Source organism: Flammeovirga sp. AWQ4_249, from assembly GCF_056161045.1.
The window spans coordinates 93,270-115,344 of the sequence record NZ_JBSWYJ010000015.1 but is presented as its reverse complement, the minus strand read 5'-3'; the positions used below and the strand labels follow the sequence as shown (position 1 = coordinate 115,344).

Annotated in this window: 19 protein-coding genes and 4 tRNA genes; 12 read left to right on the top strand and 11 right to left on the bottom strand. The window is 33.3% G+C overall.

The window, feature by feature from the left end; genetic code table 11:
- Positions 1–119: 119 nt before the first annotated feature.
- Positions 120–977: an ATP phosphoribosyltransferase gene (hisG, locus tag ACXAHM_RS13200; RefSeq protein ID WP_474960910.1), complete on the top strand. Its 858-nt coding sequence runs from the start codon at positions 120–122 to the stop codon at positions 975–977.
- A 78-nt stretch (positions 978–1,055) separates the two neighbouring features.
- On the top strand, positions 1,056–2,339 hold the full coding sequence (gene hisD / locus ACXAHM_RS13195; RefSeq protein ID WP_474960909.1) for a histidinol dehydrogenase: 1,284 nt from the start codon (positions 1,056–1,058) through the stop codon (positions 2,337–2,339).
- Between the two features lie 54 nt (positions 2,340–2,393).
- Here the strand turns inward: hisD and ACXAHM_RS13190 are convergent, their stop codons facing one another.
- Positions 2,394–2,801 (bottom strand): hypothetical protein, encoded by a 408-nt coding sequence (locus tag ACXAHM_RS13190; protein ID WP_474960908.1) that lies wholly within the window; start codon positions 2,799–2,801, stop codon positions 2,394–2,396.
- A 143-nt stretch (positions 2,802–2,944) separates the two neighbouring features.
- Between ACXAHM_RS13190 and ACXAHM_RS13185 the strand changes: the two genes are divergently transcribed.
- Positions 2,945–3,790, top strand: coding sequence for a hypothetical protein (locus ACXAHM_RS13185; protein ID WP_474960907.1), 846 nt, complete (start codon positions 2,945–2,947; stop codon positions 3,788–3,790).
- 97 nt (positions 3,791–3,887) lie between these two features.
- Here ACXAHM_RS13185 and ACXAHM_RS13180 read toward each other — a convergent pair.
- From ACXAHM_RS13180 to ACXAHM_RS13155, 6 genes are all read right to left on the bottom strand, one after another.
- Positions 3,888–3,971, bottom strand: a tRNA-Leu gene (locus ACXAHM_RS13180).
- A 25-nt stretch (positions 3,972–3,996) separates the two neighbouring features.
- Positions 3,997–4,080, bottom strand: a tRNA-Leu gene (locus ACXAHM_RS13175).
- Between the two features lie 34 nt (positions 4,081–4,114).
- A tRNA-Leu gene (locus ACXAHM_RS13170) sits at positions 4,115–4,198 on the bottom strand.
- A gap of 22 nt (positions 4,199–4,220) precedes the next feature.
- A tRNA-Leu gene (locus ACXAHM_RS13165) sits at positions 4,221–4,304 on the bottom strand.
- A gap of 149 nt (positions 4,305–4,453) precedes the next feature.
- The gene (gene surE / locus ACXAHM_RS13160; RefSeq protein WP_474960925.1) at positions 4,454–5,227 is read right to left on the bottom strand and encodes a 5'/3'-nucleotidase SurE; all 774 of its coding nucleotides are present in this window, start codon (positions 5,225–5,227) and stop codon (positions 4,454–4,456) included.
- Positions 5,228–5,275: 48 nt separating this feature from the next.
- Positions 5,276–5,929 (bottom strand): hypothetical protein, encoded by a 654-nt coding sequence (locus tag ACXAHM_RS13155; RefSeq protein WP_474960906.1) that lies wholly within the window; start codon positions 5,927–5,929, stop codon positions 5,276–5,278.
- 339 nt (positions 5,930–6,268) lie between these two features.
- Here ACXAHM_RS13155 and aceB point away from each other — a divergent pair, with 339 nt between their 5' ends.
- Both aceB and aceA read left to right on the top strand, forming a co-directional pair.
- Positions 6,269–7,870, top strand: a complete 1,602-nt coding sequence (aceB, locus tag ACXAHM_RS13150) for a malate synthase A (RefSeq protein WP_474960905.1) — start codon at positions 6,269–6,271, stop codon at positions 7,868–7,870.
- Positions 7,871–7,981: 111 nt separating this feature from the next.
- Positions 7,982–9,250 (top strand): isocitrate lyase, encoded by a 1,269-nt coding sequence (gene aceA / locus ACXAHM_RS13145; protein WP_474960904.1) that lies wholly within the window; start codon positions 7,982–7,984, stop codon positions 9,248–9,250.
- A 152-nt stretch (positions 9,251–9,402) separates the two neighbouring features.
- Here the strand turns inward: aceA and ACXAHM_RS13140 are convergent, their stop codons facing one another.
- The gene (locus ACXAHM_RS13140; protein WP_474960903.1) at positions 9,403–10,626 is read right to left on the bottom strand and encodes an S-adenosylmethionine:tRNA ribosyltransferase-isomerase; all 1,224 of its coding nucleotides are present in this window, start codon (positions 10,624–10,626) and stop codon (positions 9,403–9,405) included.
- A gap of 200 nt (positions 10,627–10,826) precedes the next feature.
- Between ACXAHM_RS13140 and ACXAHM_RS13135 the strand changes: the two genes are divergently transcribed.
- The gene (locus tag ACXAHM_RS13135) at positions 10,827–11,870 is read left to right on the top strand and encodes a quinone-dependent dihydroorotate dehydrogenase (protein ID WP_474960902.1); all 1,044 of its coding nucleotides are present in this window, start codon (positions 10,827–10,829) and stop codon (positions 11,868–11,870) included.
- A gap of 175 nt (positions 11,871–12,045) precedes the next feature.
- Here ACXAHM_RS13135 and ACXAHM_RS13130 read toward each other — a convergent pair whose 3' ends face one another.
- A complete protein-coding gene (locus ACXAHM_RS13130) occupies positions 12,046–12,771 on the bottom strand; it encodes a tRNA-uridine aminocarboxypropyltransferase (protein ID WP_474960901.1) in 726 nt (241 codons plus the stop codon).
- Between the two features lie 168 nt (positions 12,772–12,939).
- Positions 12,940–14,850 carry a RecQ family ATP-dependent DNA helicase gene (locus ACXAHM_RS13125; RefSeq protein ID WP_474960900.1) on the bottom strand — a complete coding sequence of 637 codons (1,911 nt, stop codon included), beginning with the start codon at positions 14,848–14,850 and terminating at the stop codon, positions 12,940–12,942.
- Between the two features lie 135 nt (positions 14,851–14,985).
- Here ACXAHM_RS13125 and pyrE point away from each other — a divergent pair, with 135 nt between their 5' ends.
- From pyrE to ACXAHM_RS13110, 3 genes are all read left to right on the top strand, one after another.
- On the top strand, positions 14,986–15,621 hold the full coding sequence (gene pyrE, locus ACXAHM_RS13120; RefSeq protein WP_474960899.1) for an orotate phosphoribosyltransferase: 636 nt from the start codon (positions 14,986–14,988) through the stop codon (positions 15,619–15,621).
- A 208-nt stretch (positions 15,622–15,829) separates the two neighbouring features.
- Positions 15,830–17,221, top strand: coding sequence for a hypothetical protein (locus tag ACXAHM_RS13115; protein WP_474960898.1), 1,392 nt, complete (start codon positions 15,830–15,832; stop codon positions 17,219–17,221).
- Positions 17,222–17,499: 278 nt separating this feature from the next.
- Positions 17,500–18,078: a hypothetical protein gene (locus ACXAHM_RS13110; protein WP_474960897.1), complete on the top strand. Its 579-nt coding sequence runs from the start codon at positions 17,500–17,502 to the stop codon at positions 18,076–18,078.
- Positions 18,079–18,144: 66 nt separating this feature from the next.
- Here ACXAHM_RS13110 and ACXAHM_RS13105 read toward each other — a convergent pair whose 3' ends face one another.
- The gene (locus ACXAHM_RS13105) at positions 18,145–18,840 is read right to left on the bottom strand and encodes an SDR family oxidoreductase (protein WP_474960896.1); all 696 of its coding nucleotides are present in this window, start codon (positions 18,838–18,840) and stop codon (positions 18,145–18,147) included.
- A gap of 144 nt (positions 18,841–18,984) precedes the next feature.
- Here ACXAHM_RS13105 and ACXAHM_RS13100 point away from each other — a divergent pair, with 144 nt between their 5' ends.
- From ACXAHM_RS13100 to ACXAHM_RS13090, 3 genes are all read left to right on the top strand, one after another.
- Positions 18,985–19,410: a hypothetical protein gene (locus ACXAHM_RS13100; protein WP_474960895.1), complete on the top strand. Its 426-nt coding sequence runs from the start codon at positions 18,985–18,987 to the stop codon at positions 19,408–19,410.
- A gap of 106 nt (positions 19,411–19,516) precedes the next feature.
- Positions 19,517–19,819: a hypothetical protein gene (locus tag ACXAHM_RS13095; protein WP_474960894.1), complete on the top strand. Its 303-nt coding sequence runs from the start codon at positions 19,517–19,519 to the stop codon at positions 19,817–19,819.
- A gap of 55 nt (positions 19,820–19,874) precedes the next feature.
- Complete coding sequence (locus ACXAHM_RS13090) at positions 19,875–21,851, top strand: TonB-dependent receptor plug domain-containing protein (RefSeq protein WP_474960893.1); 1,977 nt, start codon at positions 19,875–19,877, stop codon at positions 21,849–21,851.
- Positions 21,852–22,075: the final 224 nt, after the last annotated feature.

The following is a 22,075-nucleotide window of genomic DNA, read 5'->3' as shown; positions in this document are numbered from 1 at the left end:
ATTTGATGAGAAATTCGATATTATGATGAAAGTAAAAATCTAACTACTTCATCATTAAACTAGATGAACAATTAAACACTTCGGTGTTTTTACAAAAGTGTAAGACACAATTTAAGATTATGACAAAACTTAAGATTGCAATCCAAAAGTCTGGAAGATTAAGTGAAGGCTCTCTAAACTTAATCCGTCAGTGTGGGATTAAAATTCCAAGAATGAAGGGTGCTTTAAAAGCTGAAGCAAGCAACTTCCCTCTTGAATTTTTATTCCTAAGAGACGATGATATTCCAGGGTACGTCCAAGATGGCGTAGCTGACCTAGGCATTGTTGGTGCCAACGAGGCTGTTGAAAAAGACAAAAACGTTGATACTGTCCATCATCTTGGTTTTTCTAAATGTCGTCTTTCGATCGCAATTCCAAAAGAACAAGAATACAATGGTGTTCAAGATTTAAATGGTAAAAGTATTGCTACTTCTTACCCTAAAATCTTAGGTGATTTCTTAAAAGAAAACAATGTTAACTGTGAGATCCATGAGATTTCAGGGTCTGTAGAAATTGCACCAAACATTGGTTTAGCTGATGCCATTTGTGACTTAGTAAGTACAGGAAGTACTTTAATGCAAAATAATTTGAAAGAAGTAGAAAGTATCTTCAAATCGGAAGCATTAATGATTGCAACTCCTGAGCTTTCTAAAGAAAAGCAAGAAATTCTAGACCAATTAATGTTTAGAATTAACGCCTTACAAACTGCAGACAATAATAAATATATCTTATTGAATGCACCTAAGGATAATCTAGACACAATTTTGAATATTCTACCAGGAATGCGAAGTCCATCCATCTTGCCTCTTGCGAATGAAGAGTTTGTTTCAATACACACTGTTATCGCTGAGGATGATTTTTGGTCCAAAATCGAAGAACTTAAGGCTGCAGGTGCCGAAGGTATACTTGTAGTTCCAATCGAGAAAATGATACTATAGAATGATGAGTTTGAGTGGTTCTTTAGACCACTCAAACTTCCTATAATCATTCTTCTCTTTTTTAAAAGAAGATGATTTATGAAATTATTTAAAAATCCCTCAAAACAAGAATGGTCAGAACTACTACTCAGACCGGCAATGAGTATTGAGGAAATCGAAAAACAAGTACAGCCTATTTTAAAAGCTGTTCAAAAAGAAGGTGACGCTGCTTTAAGGGCTTTTTCTTTACAATTTGACGGTGCTGATATAGATTCTTTTTTAGTTTCTGCAGAAGAATTCAATGAAGCTGAAAAAATTGTTGACAATGAATTAAAAGAGTCTATTTCTATTGCGATTGATAACATCACAAAATTTCATGCCGCTCAAAAAACCGACACCCTAAAGGTTGAAACAATGAATGGTATTGAATGCTGGAGAAAAAGTGTACCCATTCAAAAAGTTGGTTTATATGTCCCTGGAGGAACTGCTCCTTTATTTTCTACTGTAATTATGATTGGTGCACCTGCTATTATTGCTGGTTGTGAAGAAGTAATATTATGCACCCCTCCTAGTTCAACAGGAAAGATTCATCCAGCTATATTATATGCTGCCAAAAAAATTGGTTTAACCAAAGTATTTAAAGTAGGTGGTGCTCAAGCAATTGCAGCCATGACCTATGGAACTACATCTATCCCAAAGGTTTCAAAAATATTTGGGCCAGGTAATCAATATGTTACCGCAGCAAAACAGTTGGCCACAAAAGAAGGAATAGCTATAGATATGCCTGCTGGACCATCTGAAGTTTTGGTTTGGGCTGATAATACAGCACATCCTTCCTTTATAGCAGCTGATTTATTATCTCAAGCAGAACATGGTATTGATAGTCAAGTTATTCTCGTTTCAACATCTGAAGAAATCATACGAAAAACAGAAATTGAACTTGAAAAACAATTATCTGTATTACCTCGACAAGAGATTGCTAGAAAAGCATTAGCAAATAGTAGAAGTTTCTTAATGAAGGATGAGGAAACTGCATTAGAATTAGTAAATGAATATGCTGCAGAACACCTTATTCTGTCTTTAGAAAATGCAGATGATATCGCTGAAAAGATTATCAATGCAGGTTCCGTTTTTGTTGGTCATTTCACACCAGAATCTGCCGGTGACTATGCTTCAGGAACAAATCACACATTACCTACTTATGGGTATGCAAAAAATTATTCTGGCGTTTCTTTAGATAGTTACTTCAGGAAAATAACATTCCAAAAAATCAATAAGACTGGTTTAAAAGCTATAGGCCCTCATGTTGAAAGAATGGCAGCAGCTGAACAGCTAGATGCTCATAAAAATGCGATAACAGTTCGATTAGAACTTTGCGAATAAAGAAAAAGGCTATCAAATTTAAGATTTGATAGCCTTTTATCTATATATTTTTTCCTAAAATTCTTCTTTCACTTTAGGTCTTAATTTCTCCAGAAGGATGATAATTTCTGCTTTATCTTGCAAAAAATTATCTACTCTACTACTCACCAACTTTGTTCGAGTATCTACATCCAAACTATCGAGATCTTTATCATCCCCAATAATCTGTTCTCCATCAAAGTATTCTTCGTAAAGTAAAATACCATCGTGTCTTGTTATCGTAAAATGAATAACTGAAGAATTGAGATCTTCCCCTGTCAATTCCGCACTAAAAGTATCTAATTTTAATGGTTCTGAATAAGTCAACTCATATTTTTTTGCATATAGCAAATCCTCTGGAAGTGATTCTTCAATTACTTCCTCGCCACACCCCGATAAGAATAGCAGCAATAATATACTATATATAAATTTCTTTGTTGACATCTAATTCATTTGCGATAATGACACAAATATATGACTTTTCTAGTATTAATTTTAACTAATTTTCAATTTTTGTTAAAATTCCCTTAATAAGCTTAAATATTAGGCTATCTTAAGATAAAATAGACCCAATTAGAACTAATATCATGAAATTAATATTAAAAATTGGATTATTCCTATTTTCTTTCTCTGTTTTTGGCCAAGAAAAACAAGAAGATAATGCCGCAGCAAATGCAAATAATCCCTTAGCCAATATCAAAGCCTTTAATATTCAATTTAACTACATGACGAATTTAACAGGCATAGATGGAACAAATATGATCACATCTTTTAGGTACGCTCAACCAATAGGACGTGTACTTTTTAGAGCAACCCTACCAACGATGACTGTAAATCGTCCTAATGATAACACCTCTGCAACAGCCTTAGGAGATTTTAATCTTTTCGCCACTTATCTTGCTACTCCCGGTTCATCTCCAGTTCAATTTGGCATTGGCCCGATGGTTTTTGCTCCCACTTCCACTGGTGTTGCTACAGCTACAGGAACTGGTGGCACTATTTTGAATGAATATAATATTAGTCTTGGCGCAAATAATTGGCAAGTTGGAGGTGCTATTGTTTTATTTAATGCTAAATCAAAATTAATGCAATGGGGTGGACTTATTACTTGGACTGTAGGTGTTGGTGATGACTCAGAATTAGTGGATGACAATGGAAAAGCATTAAAGGCAGATGAAAACCTAGCTGCAATCCAACCTTTCTATTTCTTCCAATTAGGTAAAGGCCATCAACTTAGAGGTGCACCGATTTGGACTTTAGATTTCACCAATAATAGATATAATTTTCCTGTTGGTATAGGTTATGGAAAAGTACTAAAAGTTGGAAAAACGGTGTTTAATTTATTTCTTGAACCGCAATATTCTATCTATTCTCAAGGAACAGGACAAGCTAATTTTCAGATATTTAGCTCTATTAATATGCAGTTTTATTAATACAAGCTTAAACACCTATTGCATTTCTTAGTCTTTGTCATTTTAAATTTTAGACATAAAAAAAAAGCATTGATATATTCTACCAATGCTTTTTTTGTACCTGGGGTGGGACTCGAACCCACACGAAGTCACCTTCACAAGATTTTGAGTCTAGCGTGTCTACCAATTCCACCACCCAGGCGGAAATCAAGAAAACAAAAACATAGTACCTAGGGTGGGACTCGAACCCACACGAAGTCACCTTCACAAGATTTTGAGTCTAGCGTGTCTACCAATTCCACCACCTAGGCGAATTGTTTTCTTAATTTCAATAAGGACGTTATGTACTTGAGGTGGGACTCGAACCCACACGAGGAAACCCTCACAAGATTTTGAGTCTAGCGTGTCTACCAATTCCACCACTCAAGCTTAAAATAGAAAATGAACATTGTACCTAGGGTGGGACTCGAACCCACACGAAGTCACCTTCACAAGATTTTGAGTCTAGCGTGTCTACCAATTCCACCACCTAGGCGGTTCATTTTGTATTTTGTACATGCTTTTCGTTTAAAGCGATGCAAATATGCATTGATAATTTATAGAAAACAAACCAATAAATACGTATTATGAAGATTAGTTCTTTAACTAATTGAATCTTAGCACATAATTAATTCCAAATAAATATTAAGACCACTCATCTTTTATTTCTGACAAATAATCATAATTAGTTAGATCTATTTTAGTAGGAACAATACTTCCATAATTTCTTTCAATCGCATATTCATCAGTATCTTCTGCAGTATCTGGGTTTACAAATTTCCCTGTCAACCATAAGTATTTACGCCCACTAGGATTTACACGTTCATCAAATTGTTCATGCCATCTTCCTTTTGCTTGTCGCCCTACCTTCATTCCTTTGATAGGCTCACCAGAATACTTCGGGAAATTAACATTTAATGCTGTTCCTTTTGGTAATCCATTTTTCAAAACAGATAAAGCTACTTTTTTAACCCACTCTCTAGTATGTTCAAATTCAGCATCATAACCGTAATCACACACACTAAATCCTATACTTGGCAATCCTTCAATTGTCCCTTCCAAAGCTGCAGACATTGTACCTGAATATAAAACTGAGACAGAAGTGTTACTACCATGATTTACACCACTTACTACTAAATCAGGTTTTTTATCTAATAAATGATTCTTCGCTAGTTTCACACAATCCGCCGGAGTTCCAGAACATTGATAAGCTTCAATTCCCCAATCTTCAAAAAGATCTGAAGCATGATATCTTAAAGGTTCTTCAATTGTAATTGCATGTCCTTGTCCTGATTGAGGACTATCAGGTGCAACAATTACAACCTCACCAATTGATCTCATAATATCTGCTAAAAATTTGATTCCTTTTGACGTTATACCGTCATCATTGGAAATTAATATTAATGGTTTCATTGATATTTGACTATTAAAAAAAGGCTGTCTTAAAACAGCCCCTAATTTATTATCTTAATTTGATATTTCCTTTACTTCAACTAAAGAATCATAGTATCTCACGATTTGGAGAAAATCCTCTCTATCCTTATAATCGAGCTTGTTAATTGTAATAAAAGCCCTGACTTTATCTTTATACTTACCAAAATAAGCAAGCATTGTATCTAACTTTCTCATATCAACTTGACGAATATCTGCGAACATATCCATCAAATAAAAATCATGTACTAAAACCCTTCTTCTAGTATTAAAATTATTCCCCCAATAAGGATCGTATGAAGTTTCAGAGATTTCTGCAACTCTTTCTCTCGCAAATAAAATATAAGGTTCACCCTCTTCAATCAGCTCAAAGAAATGGTTTTTGACATATCCTTTGGACTTCTTAAAAGGCAATGAGAAAAATACCCGTTGTCTTTTTGTCATTGCATCCATAATCTCAAAACTACTGACATTCTGAGCTCCATATGATTTCACAACTCCGTTTACAATAACTTGTATGGACTCAACATCCTCTCTTAGAGAATACTTCACCTTACCTTTCATGGATGTTCCATTTTTTAAATCAACTTCTCCATAGTGCCAATACTCAGATGGAAAGTCTTGAGCGGTTAGTAATATAGGTGTAAATAAAAAGAAGAATAGATATGATAATGTTTGTCTTAATTTCATATAAATAACTTTTCAAGTTCAGCATTGTATATCTAAAAATACATTATTTTTTTGACTTCGGAAACAAATCTTAATGAATAGTCAAAATCTATTTTAATATACTTCTTCAAACTATAATTGAATAAATATTCAGTTTTTTAGCGAATTTTCGCTTTTTAACATTTTACCATTTATATCATATTATATCTGCTATATTAAACTAATTAAGTGGCTTTAATATTGTTATAATTATATTTAAAGATTACATAAAATAATATTTCAGCGAATTTTCGCTTTTTTTATTTATTTCGCTTTTTATATATTTGAATCATCATTCACCCAAATACAACTTTTAATACTATGAAGACAACATCAATAATAACACATGAAAAGATTGAACTTAAAGGTTTAATCAACAAACAGTTTGAAGAAATTCTCACTAACGATGCTCTACAATTTATAGTAGAGTTGCACGAAAAGTTTAATAAGAGAAGAATTGCTCTTCTAGAGGCTCGTATTAAGCGACAAGAAAGAATAGATGAAGGTAAAAAACCTACATTTCTAGCGGAAACAGCTTACATCCGAAACAGTGAATGGACAGTAAATTCTGTAAAAGAAGATCTCCAAGATCGAAGAGTTGAAATCACCGGACCTGTTGATCGAAAAATGATCATTAATGCATTAAATAGTGGTGCTAATGTATTTATGGCTGATTTTGAAGATGCAAACTCTCCTACTTGGAACAATAATATTCAAGGGCAAATTAATTTGAGAGACGCCAATTTAGGGAGCATCAGATTTACTCATCCTATTACAGAAAAAACCTACAAATTAAATGAGAAGGTTGCTACTTTAATGGTTAGACCAAGAGGCTGGCATTTGGTTGAGAAGCACATTTTAATCAACGGTCATCCAGCATCTGGTAGTTTGGTTGATTTTGGTTTGTATTTCTTTCACAATGTAAAAACTTTAATCAAAAAAGGCTCTGCTCCTTATTTCTATCTTCCTAAAATAGAAAGTCATCTAGAAGCAAGACTTTGGAATGACATCTTTGTTTTTGCTCAAGATTATATGAACATCTCTCAAGGTAGCATAAAAGCCACTGTATTAATAGAAACTATTCTCGCAGCATTTGAAATGGATGAAATTCTATATGCATTAAAAGAGCATTCAGCCGGATTGAACTGTGGTCGTTGGGATTATATTTTCTCTTACATTAAGAAATTTAGAAATGACCCTGCCTTCATTTTACCTGATCGAAATCAAGTGACCATGAAAGTTCATTTTATGAAATCATACTATGAATTATTAATCCAAACTTGCCATAAAAGAGGTGCATTTGCAATGGGTGGAATGGCTGCTCAAATTCCAATTAAGAATAATGAGAAAGCCAATCAAAGAGCTATTGAAAAAGTAGCAAAAGACAAAACAAGAGAAGCAATGGCAGGACATGATGGTACTTGGGTTGCTCACCCTGGATTAGTACAAACAGCAAAAGATGTTTTTGATCGATATATGGGTGGACCAAACAATCTAAATGTTCCAATTCAAAATAAAAAAATTACACCTGAGGATTTATTACATATTCCCAAAGGAGAAATTACAATGGAAGGTTTAAAAAACAATATTGATGTAGCGATTCAATATATCGCAAGATGGCTTGATGGTCAGGGCGCTGTTCCCATCTATAATTTAATGGAAGATGCTGCTACTGCTGAAATTTCAAGAACACAAGTTTGGCAATGGATTAAACATACTGCTATTACTTCTTGTGGTATACCGATCACTATTACATTATATAGAAGTTTACTTCCTGAAGTTATGGAAAGAATTAGAGAATACGTTGGAAACGAAAACTTCTTAAATGGTAAGTATCAAGAGGCTAGTGAGATCTTTGATGACTTAGTAACAACTGAAGAATTTGTTGATTTCCTTACGTTACCTGCTTACAAAAAAATATAACAGATTATATACAATCGATTTTCAACTATAAAAAAGGGACACTTACAACTGCCATTGTAGTGTCCCCAAAATGCAAAAATTACATTTTCAACACCTTAAATTTAACACAAAATGCAAGAAAGAATCAATGCTTTAGAAAAAGAATGGGCAACTAACCCAAGATGGACCAATATTCATCGTCCTTATTCAGCAGAAGAAGTAATAAAACTTCAAGGCAATGTTATTGTGGAGCATTCTCTTGCTCGTCAGGGAGCTGAAAAATTCTGGAATGGCTTACATACAGAACATTTTATGGCGGGACTAGGTGCTTTGACAGGTAACCAAGCCATTCAAGAAGTAGAAGCAGGTTTAAAAGCAATTTATTTATCAGGTTGGCAAGTTGCCGCCGATGCTAACCTTGCAGGGCAAATGTATCCTGATCAATCTTTATATCCTGCCGATAGTGTTCCTAAAGTTGTTGCTCGAATCAACAATGCATTAAGACGTGCAGATCAAATACAATCTGTTGCTGGTAAAAATGAAACAGATTATATGGTACCCATAATTGCAGATGCTGAAGCAGGTTTCGGCGGCAATTTGAACGCTTTTGAATTAATGAAAATGATGATTGAAGCAGGTGCTGCAGGTGTTCATTTTGAGGATCAACTCTCTTCTGCAAAAAAGTGCGGCCATTTAGGAGGCAAAGTTTTAGTACCAACTCAAGAAGCTATTAATAAATTAGTAGCTGCTCGATTAGCTGCTGATGTATGTGGTACCCCTACCCTTATTATTGCTAGGACAGATGCGGATGCTGCCAATTTATTGACCAGCGACATTGATCCTAGAGACCAATCATTTATACATGGAGAAAGAACTTCAGAAGGTTTTTATGAAGTTAAAAATGGAATTGATCAAGCTATTTCTAGAGGGTTATCTTATGCTCCTTATGCTGATTTAATTTGGTGTGAAACTTCTCACCCAGACTTAGAAGAAGCAAAAAAGTTTGCTGATGCTATACATAAAAAATTCCCTGGAAAAATGTTGGCTTATAATTGTTCTCCTTCATTTAATTGGGCTTCTAAATTAAGTATTGAAGAGATGGAGACATTTAGAGAAAATTTAGCGGATATGGGCTATAAATTCCAATTCATTACTTTAGCAGGTTTTCATGCATTAAATACAAGTATGTTTGAATTAGCTAAAGCTTATAAAGAAAGAGGAATGGCGGGTTATTCTCAATTGCAAGAGAAAGAATTTGCCTTACAATCGGATGGCTTTAGAGCAGTTAAACATCAAGCATTTGTGGGTACTACCTATTTTGATGCTATTCAAAATACCGTTACTGCGGGTACTTCTTCTACTACAGCAATGGAAGGAAGTACCGAAACAGCACAATTCTAACTACACTTATATATAGTTACCAATGAATTAAAGCACTTCTCTTTTTAGGGAAGTGTTTTTTTATAAGTTAAGAATTAAAAATGAAGAGTTAAGAACTGGGTTATTAATCTAGTTCTTAACTCTTCATTTTTTACTCTTAATACTTGAAATTCTTAAGAATTTCTGAAAAGTAATGATGAGTCACCGTAGCTTAAGAAGCGGTAATCGTTTTCTAAAGCTGCATTATATACTTTTCTCCAATCCTCACCAATAAATGCTGCAATTAGTAATACTAACGTTGTACTTGGTAAGTGGAAGTTTGTGACTAAAGCATCAATAACTCTGAAAGTATAACCTGGCATAATGAAAATAGAAGTTTCTCCACTTAAAGAATCCACTCCATTCTTCTCCATTAAGTTTAAAACGGCTTGAAAAGCTTCCTGTCTTGTTGGCAATTCTTGATTTGCTTTTTCGTAAGGCTCTAATTTTTTGATATCGAAAGTAGCATTTTCATCTTCTAATAAACGAACACCATACCAATACGTACTTTCTAAAGTTCTCATAGAAGTAGTACCTACACATGCTACTTTTTTAGCCTCTACTAATGCTTGAATATTTTCTTTTGTGACAATGATTTGCTCATTGTGCATATCGTGATCCGTCACAATATCTGAAGAAATTGGCTTGAAAGTACCCGCACTAACGTGAAGAGTAACTTCTTCTTCTTTTACACCTTTGCCTGCAAGTTGTTTTAAAACATCTTTTGTAAAGTGTAATCCCGCTGTTGGTGCTGCTACAGCTCCCTCATTTTTAGAATAGACTGTTTGATAAGTATCTTTATCTTCTTCAGTCGCTTCTCTTTTTATGTATGGAGGAAGTGGTGTATTTCCTGCTGCACTAATAATATCAACAAATTTAAGTGCAGGGTTTTCCCATTGGAATTTCACAAATCTCTTTTCACGATCTTCATGGCTAACGGTCAATTTTTCAATGTTGCCATTGACATTCACTGCCGCTACTAATTCTTGATCTTTCCAACGTTTATAATTACCAATTGCACACTCCCAAACAGTACCACTTTCTGCTAACATAGCCGCAGAAATATCTCTTGTTGGGGCAATTGGGTTTAATAAAAACACTTCAATTTGTGCACCTGTCTCTTTTTTAAAATAAAGACGAGCAGGTAATACTTTTGTATTATTAAAGAACATAGTGTAGTCAGCATCTAACTCTCCTACTATGTCTTTGAATATTTTATGTTCAATATTCCCCTCTTTGTAAAGCATTAATTTCGATTCATCTCTTGGTGAATGTGGGTGCTTTGCAATGCGTTCTGTTGGCAAATCATATTGGTAATCTGCCAGATCGATTTGAGGTAGTTTAATATTGTTTTCCATGACTTCTATTTTTTCAAGAGTGCAAAGGTCGTTATTTAAGATAAATGAACAAAGTCTACAGTTATAATAGTTGGTAATTTCCTAATGCTCATTAATTATTGAAAATTAATATCATTATTCCCCTAATTCTCTTAACTTTGCACCGTTTTATCCGAAAACCGATCGTAGGTTTTCATTTATGTCTTAATTCTTGTGTCGAAATGAGTTTCTACAAATCTGTTGTCAGACCTTTCTTTTTTAAGGTAGATCCTGAGAAAATCCACCATTTTGCAGTTAATTATTTAAAAACTGCTTTCTCTTTGCCATTTGCAAAAAGTATCGCTAAAGGTATTTATAAGATAAATGATCCAAAATTAGAAAGAGAAGTATTTGGTATTAAATTTCCATCTCCTGTAGGTCTAGCGGCTGGATTTGATAAAGATGCTAAAATGATTGATGAATTTGAATCTTTTGGTTTTGGCTTTATTGAAATCGGTACCCTTACGCCTGTTGGTCAACCGGGTAATGAAAAACCAAGAATCTTTAGACTTCCTCCTGATCAAGGATTAATCAACAGAATGGGTTTCAACAATGAAGGTGTTGAAGCAGCTGTTGAGCGTTTAAAGAAAAGAAAATCAAAAGTGATCGTTGGTGGTAATATTGGTAAAAACAAAGTTACTCCAAACGAACAAGCAGTAGAAGACTATAAAAAAGGATTTTATGCCTTATTTGATTATGTAGATTACTTCACTGTCAACATCTCCTCTCCAAATACTCCAAACCTTCGTGCACTTCAAGATAAAGAACCTCTAAAAGAATTATTAGGTACTTTAAAAGCACTTAATGCTGAGAAAGCAAACCCTAAACCTATTCTTTTGAAAATTGCTCCTGATTTGACAAATGAGCAATTGGATGACATCTTAGAAGTTGTTCAAGAAACAAAAATCGATGGAGTGATTGCTACAAATACTACAATTAGTAGAGATGGGCTTTCTACACCAAAAGAAAAAGTAGAGGAAATCGGAATGGGTGGTTTATCAGGTGTACCTGTAAGAAACAGATCTACTGAAGTTATCAAATATCTTTACGAAAAATCAGGAAAAACATTGGATATTATTGGCGTAGGTGGTATTCACACCGCTGAAGATGCCATAGAAAAGATGGAAGCTGGTGCTAAATTAGTACAGGTGTACACTGGCTTTATCTATGAAGGTCCTGCTCTAGTAAAGAGTATTAATAAAGCGATTTTGAAAAAACAAAAATAATTTTTTTACAATTTCTGTAACCTTATTTACAATCATTCGTTAATACATGTAAAGAAAGATTGTTGTAGTTAATGAAATTGTCGAGGAGAGAGCACTGGAATATTCTAGTGCTTTCTTTTTTTATATAGAGATTTCTCTATTCATAAAAAATTGCTCCCCAATCTTTATCTAAGTCTTATTTCGATTCGAAAATAATATTTCGATCTGATGCCTTATTATATAAATTCTTCACTTTCAATCCTTTTTTATGACTTGGACGATAATGATTATTATGAGGATCTAAAATACATTTCACCTGATATTCAATCATTTTCTCGAAAGGAAGAAGGAAACCTTCCGTATCACAATGCTCTACATCAGCATCTCTAAGTAAATTTACAACAGTATACACTGATTCAATCGTACTCAAACAAAGAGATTCAGGTTGTTGCTTAAGAATGAATTTAGATACGATTTTATTATCAAAACTTACCCTCGGCAGTGATTGCAAGTTCTTACTTAATCTTAACATCTTACGAGCACAAGGCCATGTTCCGTCCAGAATAAAAAGATGAGGGCTATCGCCTAAAAAAGTATTTATTTCAGCACTGTTTCGTTCTGATAAGTTGAAATTTTCTTTTCCTGGATAAAGTAAGAATGAACTACTTGCTTCATTTTCCAAAATTTCATTTACACGCTTATTGTTTGTGAAATCAACATCAACGATAATTTCTGAATTTTCAAGTTGAAGATTCGTCATAATACCTGTTCCGTTTTTTTCCTTCCTATACTCCATGGGATGCATAAGCAAAACAAAACGTGTTTTTGTTTCAATAGGTTTAACGTATTTACATACACATGAAACAGAAGGTCTCATACATTTATAACATTTGACTCTAGGGTTTTCTATATCTACTCTCAAAGTAATTTTCTCTTATTTTTCTTATTGACTAGACATCGTACTAATAAATCACTGTCTCGTCTTTCACTTTCTAACAAGTCACAACTTGAATATAAACCGCAAACATAATTATTTTCAAATTTGAAGCAAAACCTTCATTTTTAATATTAGATAATTAATAATTAATGACTACACAAGAGTAATTTTCTTATCCTCTGACCATTTCACTTTTTTTTCTTCGAAAAGGTCATGTAATGATTTTGTAAAACCATCAAGATCGACTGGTAATAGTGTACTTTCTAATTCATGTAAAGAATATTCATCTTCTTTTAAACATTCTAAAATATCCTCTGTATAAGACTTCACTTCCTTCACCCACTTATTTGTCTTTTTATTATGAAGGCAATTGTCACAAATACCGCAATTCTCTCCTTCATAATCTCCGAAATATTCTCTTAGCGTAATACTTCTGCATTTATTTTTATTCTCAATGAAATGAATCATAGATTTTGCTTTAGAATAATCTTGATTTTTCCTTTGAGAAAGAAGCTTCTTATTAATAGGTAACCTTTCTGGTAAATGACGAGGTATGATGAATGTTATCTGAGGTCTATCTTTTTTAGGTTCGTAATTAATGATATCCAATTTATGTAATTCATGAAGCATAGAAGTTACTCTATCCAATGGAATTCCATTTTTGAAAGCAATGTCTTTTTCATCTATTCTTACAAAGGAGTTAAATAGATCACCGCCATACATTCTAAGCATTCCTTTCATCATTAATTCAAAATGAGGATGACGAATAAGATATGCATAGAAATCTTCAGCCGATGATTTAATCATTACCGTAGGGTCATGAAAAACACTTTCATTGAACAATAGAATTTCTTGTTCTTCTAAACGTTTTAAAGCATAATATGTCTCCGTTGGAGGAAGATCATATTTTTTGATGAAAGGTTTAATATAAAAAGTAAAAGAAGTCATCTCTCCACTCCCTACTGCCAATCTATAATTATTACCCAAACATTGATATACTCTTCTTAAAAAGTCAATGTTTGGATGTCGTTGTTCTACCCATTCTAAAATTCGCTGTCTTTGATTTGTATAGCACAATAACACAGCATACGCTTTCTCTCCATCACGTCCACCTCTACCCGCTTCTTGATAATAAGCTTCAAGACTTTCTGGAGCACCCATATTGACAACCACTCTTACGTCAGGTTTGTCAATACCCATTCCAAATGCATTCGTAGAAACCATAATACGGACTTGATTTTTAATCCAAGCACTCTGTTTTTGTTCTCTTTTTTCTGTTGGTAAGCCTGCATGATAAAAATCAGCTGTGATATATTGATTATTCAATAAATCGGCAACTTGCATTGCTTCTTTTCTTGTTCTGACGTATACGATACCAGAACCTTCAACTTTTTTGAGAATATCTAAGAGTTTTGCTTTATGGTCATCAATTTTGAAAACAGAAAACGAAAGATTTGGTCTATTAAAACTTCCTTTAAAGACTTTATAATCTTTAAAAGAAAGGTATTCAAGTATATCTTCTTGTGTTTTTACAGTTGCCGTAGCTGTTAATGCAATACAAGGAACCGAAGGAATTTGTTCTCTTACTTCTTTAATCCTTAGATATTGAGGTCTAAAATCAAATCCCCATTGAGAAATACAGTGAGCTTCATCAACGACAAGAAGTCCTACAAACATTCTTTTTAAGCGTTCCAAAAACATGGGTGTTTTCAAACGTTCAGGAGAAACATATAAAAATTTCACTGCTCCTTGCACTACATTTTCAAGCAGAATATCTATTTCTCTATTGCTTAATCCTGAATAAAGTGCTTTAGCGGGAATTCCTCTTCTTGTCAATTGCTCTACTTGATCTTTCATTAAAGCAATCAAGGGAGTGATTACAATACAAACACCTTTTCTTGCAATACCGGGCACTTGAAAACATATAGATTTACCCCCTCCTGTGGGAAGTAGTGCCAATGTATCTTTTCCTTGATATGCATTTTCTATAATGTCCTCTTGAAGAGGTCGAAAGGCATCATAACCCCAAAATTTCTTTAATATTTGTTGAAATCCTTCTCTCATTTGTGTCAATTGACATTTATTTTAATCAAAACAAATATCAGAAATTTATTTTACGAATTTCTCTCTTATTTTTGCAAAGATAAAAAAGACAGTAATTAATCTGTTTTGAACTTACATACAACATCAGCAATAACAATGGAAAATACAATCGCAAAAAAAGTTGCTTCACTTTTATTGGAAATTAATGCTATCAAAATCCGTCCTAACGAACCTTTCACATGGGCTTCAGGTTGGAAATCTCCAATTTACTGTGACAACAGATTGTCTTTATCGTACCCTCACGCGAGAACGTACATCAAAAACGCTCTTTGTGCAAAAATCCAAGAACAGTTCGAAGATGCAGAAGCTATCGTAGGTGTAGCTACAGCAGGTATTCCTCAAGGGGCTTTAATTGCTGACGCACTTGGTCTTCCTTTCGCTTATGTTAGATCAAAGCCAAAAGGACATGGTATGACAAACATGATTGAAGGTGAATTAAAAGCAGGTGCAAAAGTAGTAGTCATTGAAGATTTGATTTCAACTGGCGGTAGTTCATTAAAAGCTTCAGAAGCTTTAAAAGAAGCGGGTATCGAAGTTTTAGGTATGGCTGCTATTTTCACTTATGGTTTTGATTTATCAGTAGACAACTTCAAAAATGCTGGAATTCCACTTGTAACGCTTTCTGATTACAATGCAATGTTAGAATTAGCATTAGAAAAAGATTACATCAAAGCAGAAGATATTGAATCTCTAAAATCATGGAGATCAGCACCTTCTAAGTGGGGTAAATAATCTAGACACAATCAACTTTTGCCTTTCAAAATTGTCAAAAGTTTGAAAAAATAGTACACTGTAAGAAGCATGGTTTATAATTGTTTTTGTGTAAAACAGCCTTAAATCATGCTTCTTTTGTATAAAATCGACTTTTTTTAGTCCTATTCTCACCTACTTTACCTAATTTGGGGAACAAAATCAGTGTGATTTCTGTTTTTTTCTTACAATGTATTATGATATAGCATTTGGTGTAATTTCTCCGGATGATGAGCAAATTACTCCAATTAGAATTGATGAGCTTTTAGCTGAGGGATATTTTAGACATGCCCGCAACATGGCATCATATGAAATGATGTTTTTTGAAGACCAAATGAATGGGGTTCTTCCTCTTCGTTGCGCCCTCACCACCCAAATGTTTTCTAAATCTCAGCGTAAGAAAATCAATCAGACCTTTAGAAAATTTGACATCGAAATTAAGCCCCTCGAAATCACACTCAAGCATAGTCAACTTTTTAAAGAGTATCGTTTGAATCGTTTTAATGAAGAAGACAAATCTTTAGTGGAATACTTTGGAGTAAATGCCATTGATGAGTTCGATTCATTGCCTTATAATACTTGGCAAGTTAGTTTCTGGAAAGACGATCAATTGATCGGTGCGTCTTATTTTGATGTTGGAGAAACAGCTATTTCAAGCCTTATGGCTATCTATGATTATGAATATAAGCAAGATGGTTTAGGTTTTATCTCTATGTTAATTGAGATGAAATGGGCTGAAGAAAACGGTAAAACGCTATATTATCCAGGTTATACATTGGATTTACCTTCATGTTTTGATTATAAATTAAGATTACCGAATGTGTCTTATTTTAATTGGAAAGGGGAATGGTCAGATTGGAATTCTATAGACCTAACGAATACCAAACGTTATAAAACTGTTTTCCATTTAGAAGAAATGGTAAAACGAATCAACAATTTTTCTTTAGTGAAAGGTCATATTACTGAAGAACAGCAGTTCTTCGGTAGTTTATGGCACAATATGTTTGATTATACTCAAGCTGTGGAAGCTCCGATTTATGGTTCATTCCCGATTGGTCAATACCATCAAATGGTGGTAATGTATTTACCTGATGAAGAAACATTTTTAGTAAAACCTCATCTTTTCGATTTAAAGAAAGGTATTCCTACAACATTAAAAACAAATTCTCCTGAAGAGGTTGGTAATTTTATCAATGCTTATTTTGCACATATCCAAGTTATTGAAACAAGAGTCAATCAAGCTGTTGAAGACCTTGAAACAATGATTAATGTAAGCAAAATTGATTTTGATGAAATTGAAATCATGGGAAATGCTTCACGTCATCCCAATTTCAAATGGATATCATGTAAAAAAGGAACAATGCAATGGATGATTATGCCTTTCTGGGATGAAGATCGTCATCAGTTCTTTTATCATCCACTTACTTTTAAGTTTGCACAAAACAGATGGGTTTCTCCTTTTGGGTTGTGTACCGCTGAGATGGCATTATTAAAAATCAGTCATTATATTCTTCAAAATGAAGAATTCGATCATGATTATTTTAGTGATGATACAGAATCAGAGTCTGAAATGTATAACTAATCCTTTTTAAATCGTAAATTATTAATGTAATAATTTATGAGTATGCATATTCCTGGTTTTTTAAATTTATATATCATAATTAGTTTTTTCTTTATAATATTCACCAAAAAGTGACCTTAAAAATATATTGAAATAAATAAACTTATTGATATATAATACTATAATCAATAACCTAAGAATATTGAGTTATTCTTAATGGTTTCCTTAGTGAAGAAAAAGTAATACTTTTTTCAAAAGTTCATTTATCTTTGCATGACGAAATTTTTTAATAGTGAACTATGAGCATACAAGACAACCTTAAGTTTCTTGAACATGTAGCGGAAAGCGATAGAAGAGCACATTCATTTGAGAACTGGCAACAAATCAACTCTCATACGATCATTACAATGGCTAGAAAGTTCTTGGTAGATCATAATATCTCTGTCCGTAAAATACCATTAAAAACTATACATGCCTTTATCTCTGATTCTGCATTAGAATCTTTAAAAATTCAACAACAACGTTGGGCTATTCTTTTAGCTAATGCAGTTACCTATAATAATCCCTGCCGACAACACCTAACTTTAGTGAAAATACTAAGAGATGCTTCATTGGAAGAAGTTGAAATTTTACATTACCTAAAAAAGAACTCTTTTATTGAATATGAAACTTCTACAATTTGGGTACCTGTATTAGGAATGGAACAATGGGCACAGAGAACCTTAGGGTGTTCAAGTATTGATATCGAAATAATTCTAGAAAATCTTTTAATGAAGCGTTTGATTGAGTTATCTCCAAGTGAAGAAGAGATGAGAATAGCGCCACTAGGGATGCATTTTATTTTGGAATGTGAAGTGCCTTTTGGAGTAAAGAATTAAGAATGAAAAAATAATCACTTAGTTAGAAACTTCGTTCTTCATTCTTAACTCTTCATTCTTAACTCATTAAATATCTCCAAGTTGCGGTCTGACAATAATGTCTTCAACCACTGCACTGTTAGATAGTTTATAAGCCGAAAGTACTAAATCTGCAATATCTTCAGGTTTCATAAATCGGTCTTCTGGGAGATCTACACCCGCCCAACTATTTGTGTAAGTGGCTCCAGGCATTACTGAAGTTACTTTCACATTATAAGGTTTCATTTCTTCTCTTAAACATTTTGAAAAACCTAACATTGCATGTTTTGAAATTGCATAAGATCCACCGTTTGCATAAGCAACAAATGAAGCAACGGAAGCAATATTGAAAACATATCCATGCTTATTTTCGATCATTTTTTTGATCAAGCCTCTTGTAATGTAATACGTTGAATACATATTTGTTTGCATCATCATTTCGAATGCTCCTTCATCTTCATCATGAATTGATCCAGGTACAAACACCCCAGCATTATTGACTAAAATTTCAATATCTTCTTCATGAGCATTGACAAAATCAATGAATTTTTGACATTCTTCCTTTTTGGATACATCTGCAACAAAAGTTGATACATTTACTTTATAATCTGCTTCTACTTGTGCTTTTAAAGTTGCCAAATCAGCTTCATTTCGTGCACAAACAACAACATTTTTACTTTCTTTTGCGAATTTTTCAATAATCGCTTTTCCAATACCTTTACTACCTCCAGTTACTACAATCATGGTTCTATTGATCTATGATTTTATTATTTTGTTTAAACTTAAACTTTTAACATAACAAGTCAAAACACCTAATGTTATAAGATTTGTTTTTTGTAAATTTGAATACATAAACTAAATCAAAAAAACGAATTTTACCTAATTATAATGAGACCGCTAATATTATTTTCTCTACTATTTTTATTAGTCACAAAAGGCTACAGTCAAAGTAATAATTTTGACAATACCTCTATCCTATCTTCTTTAGAAAGCTTAAGGAATAAGACTGCAAATTCATTTGTTGCTTCCATCGATATAAAGCATGAAAACTCATACATCACATTAGGTGATTTAACTTTACCTAACCTTCAAAATCATAAGTTTACACGAGCATCTAACATAAAGCTTATTGTCAATAGTTTACAAAGAATGATTGATAATGAAGCTATTGGAGCCCCAAATGGAATCTATTTAAATGGTGCCCAGACATCTCAATGTGATGGCCAACATAAAGTTGAAATTATTGAAGGAAATAGTATACGATTGAATTCTTTTATTGCCGCTTACCTTAAAAGGTACTTTCAAACACAGTAGTTAGAATGGAGACGATTTAGCTTGTTAATGTCTGTTATTATTCCATTAACAGTCGCATAAACTTCAAAAATTTAGTCTTTACTTTGGGGCGTAATAATTAGAATGCATGGGTAACAAGATCTACTTTAAAAGATGGGCACGTAAAAGTTATGCCGTTTTTAACTCTTTGAAAAAAGAGATAAGGATCTGTACACTCAATATTCAAATTCACTTTCAATCTCCTAGATTATTAGTAGAAGCAAACGTTTCTCAATTATTCTTGTTGAAAGAAAGTAAGGAAGAAGTACTGGATGACCTCAATATGGAATCCATTTCTCCTATTACATCATTGGTTTTAAATACTTCTAAAGTTGACTTTGCTGCCAGTTTTGGTAACATCAAGGCTTTAGCCTATTTATATTTTTACTAATTGAGCACTAACATTAGAACAAATTCTAATGTTAGTGCTTTTTTATTGGATTAAAATGAAAAAACACTTTACACTTTTTACTTCATTACTTTTAGCGATTGTACATTTCAACGCCTTTTCTCAAGAAACTAAACAAACAGATTTAGGAAAAGCTGATAGTCTAGCGACACAATACTTGGATGAAGTATCGGTTAGTTCAGGAAGAGTACCTCAATCCTATTCTGAACAGGCAAGAATTATAACGCTTTTTACGCCTGAAAAACTGCAAGAAATGCCCATTCAAAGTTTTGATCAAGCATTAGATTATGTTTCCTCTGTGGATATAAAATCTCGTGGTCCTTTAGATATTCAAGGAGATGTAATTATTCGTGGAGGTACATTCGATCAATCATTGATTATGTTGAATGGTATCAACATGAATAATCCACAGACCGGTCACCTTAATTTATTTATGCCATTTGATATGGAAGTTGTCAATGGTATAGAAGTTTTGGAAGGTCCTGCATCACGCGTTTTTGGTGCGAATGCATTTACAGGTGCTGTGAATGTTCAAACTAAACCTTTGGATGAAAATAGTATTTACGCTCATGCAATGTATGGAGATTATAATCTTCAGAAATATGTAGGTAAAGTAAATCTCTCTACTGATAAGACAAGACATATGTTTGCCGCATCTTATAGACATAGTGATGGATATACAGACAATACAGGTTTTGACAATGTAAATGCATATTACCATGGAAGTTATGATGTTAAAGGCGGTACATTCGATTTAACTGCTGGATATGCTGATAAGGATTATGATGCCAATGCTTTTTATGGAAATTCAGATACACAACATGAAAGAACCAAATTAATGCATGGTTCACTCCGTTTCACAAATGATGGAGAAATTAAGGTATCACCGACGATTTATTGGAATAGAACTTTTGATCATTATGAATGGTGGGAAGATAATCCTGTAGCAGATAATCACCATAGAATGGATGCTGCGGGTATAAATGTAAATACAATCATTCCTTCTAAAATCGGTAAAACTTCAATTGGTGTTGATGCAAGATATGAAGGAATCATAAGTACAAGTTTGGGTACAGACATTACACCAATTCCTGTCAAATACGAAGATGGAATAGACTACACAAAAGGTGCTGATCGATTCAATTATAGTTTATATATCGAACAAAATGTTGTACTTGGTAAGTTTACGGCCTCTGCAGGTTTAATGTTCAATTACAATACACAATTAGCCGCAGATTCTACAGATGACGGATTTGATGTCTTCCCTGGTGTAGATTTATCTTATGAACTAACAGATGCTGTACGACTTTTTGCCACAGCAAATACTGCAATGCGTCTACCAACTTATACTGATTTATATTATTCTGGATATAATAATATTGGTAATGAAAACTTGGATGAAGAAAGAGCTACAACATTGGAGTTGGGTACTAAGTATGAGAAAAATGGAATCAGTGGTAGTTTATCAGCATTTAGAAGATGGGGAACTGATATAATTGATTGGGTAGCAATTGGTCAAGATGAAAATGGTAACAGCATCTTCCAACCTCAAAACTATAGTTCTCTAACGATGAGTGGAATTACTTTAAATGCTAATTTCGACTTTAGAAAAATCTTACATCCAGAAGCTTTCTTACAAAATATTCATTTATCAGCTGCTTATCTAAATTCCGATAAAGGAGCTGAAGAATTAGGTTCGCAATATGTACTTGATTATTTAAATCATAAAGAAACTTTAGGCATTAGTCACTTATTATTTGTCAAAGGTTTAACTGCCAACTGGCAATTAATCTATCAAGATAGAAACGGTGGGTTTGATGATTGGGATACTGGTGAAGAGATTGAATACACCCCTGTATTTACTATGGATTTAAAAGTAAATTATAAGTGGGATAAATTTAATTTCTATGTAGAGGCTTCTAACCTATTGGATGTAGAATATTATGATTTAGGAAATATTCCTATGCCAAGACGTTGGGTGCGTGGTGGTATCAAAATGAACTTAAACCTTTAGAAAAAAAAATAAAAAATAAACGCCAAGGCATCACCTTGGCGTTTACTCATTTTTCGCTCAAAATAATTAAAAGCATTCACACACTTTTAATCAAAATTCTTCTTCATAAATTATATTCTATGCTGCATGCTAGAATACTATCTTATGATAAGTCTATTAGAATATTGTTAAAAGTAAATTTAAGACCTATTCACTTTCTACACAATACCCACTTTTGGTGATTT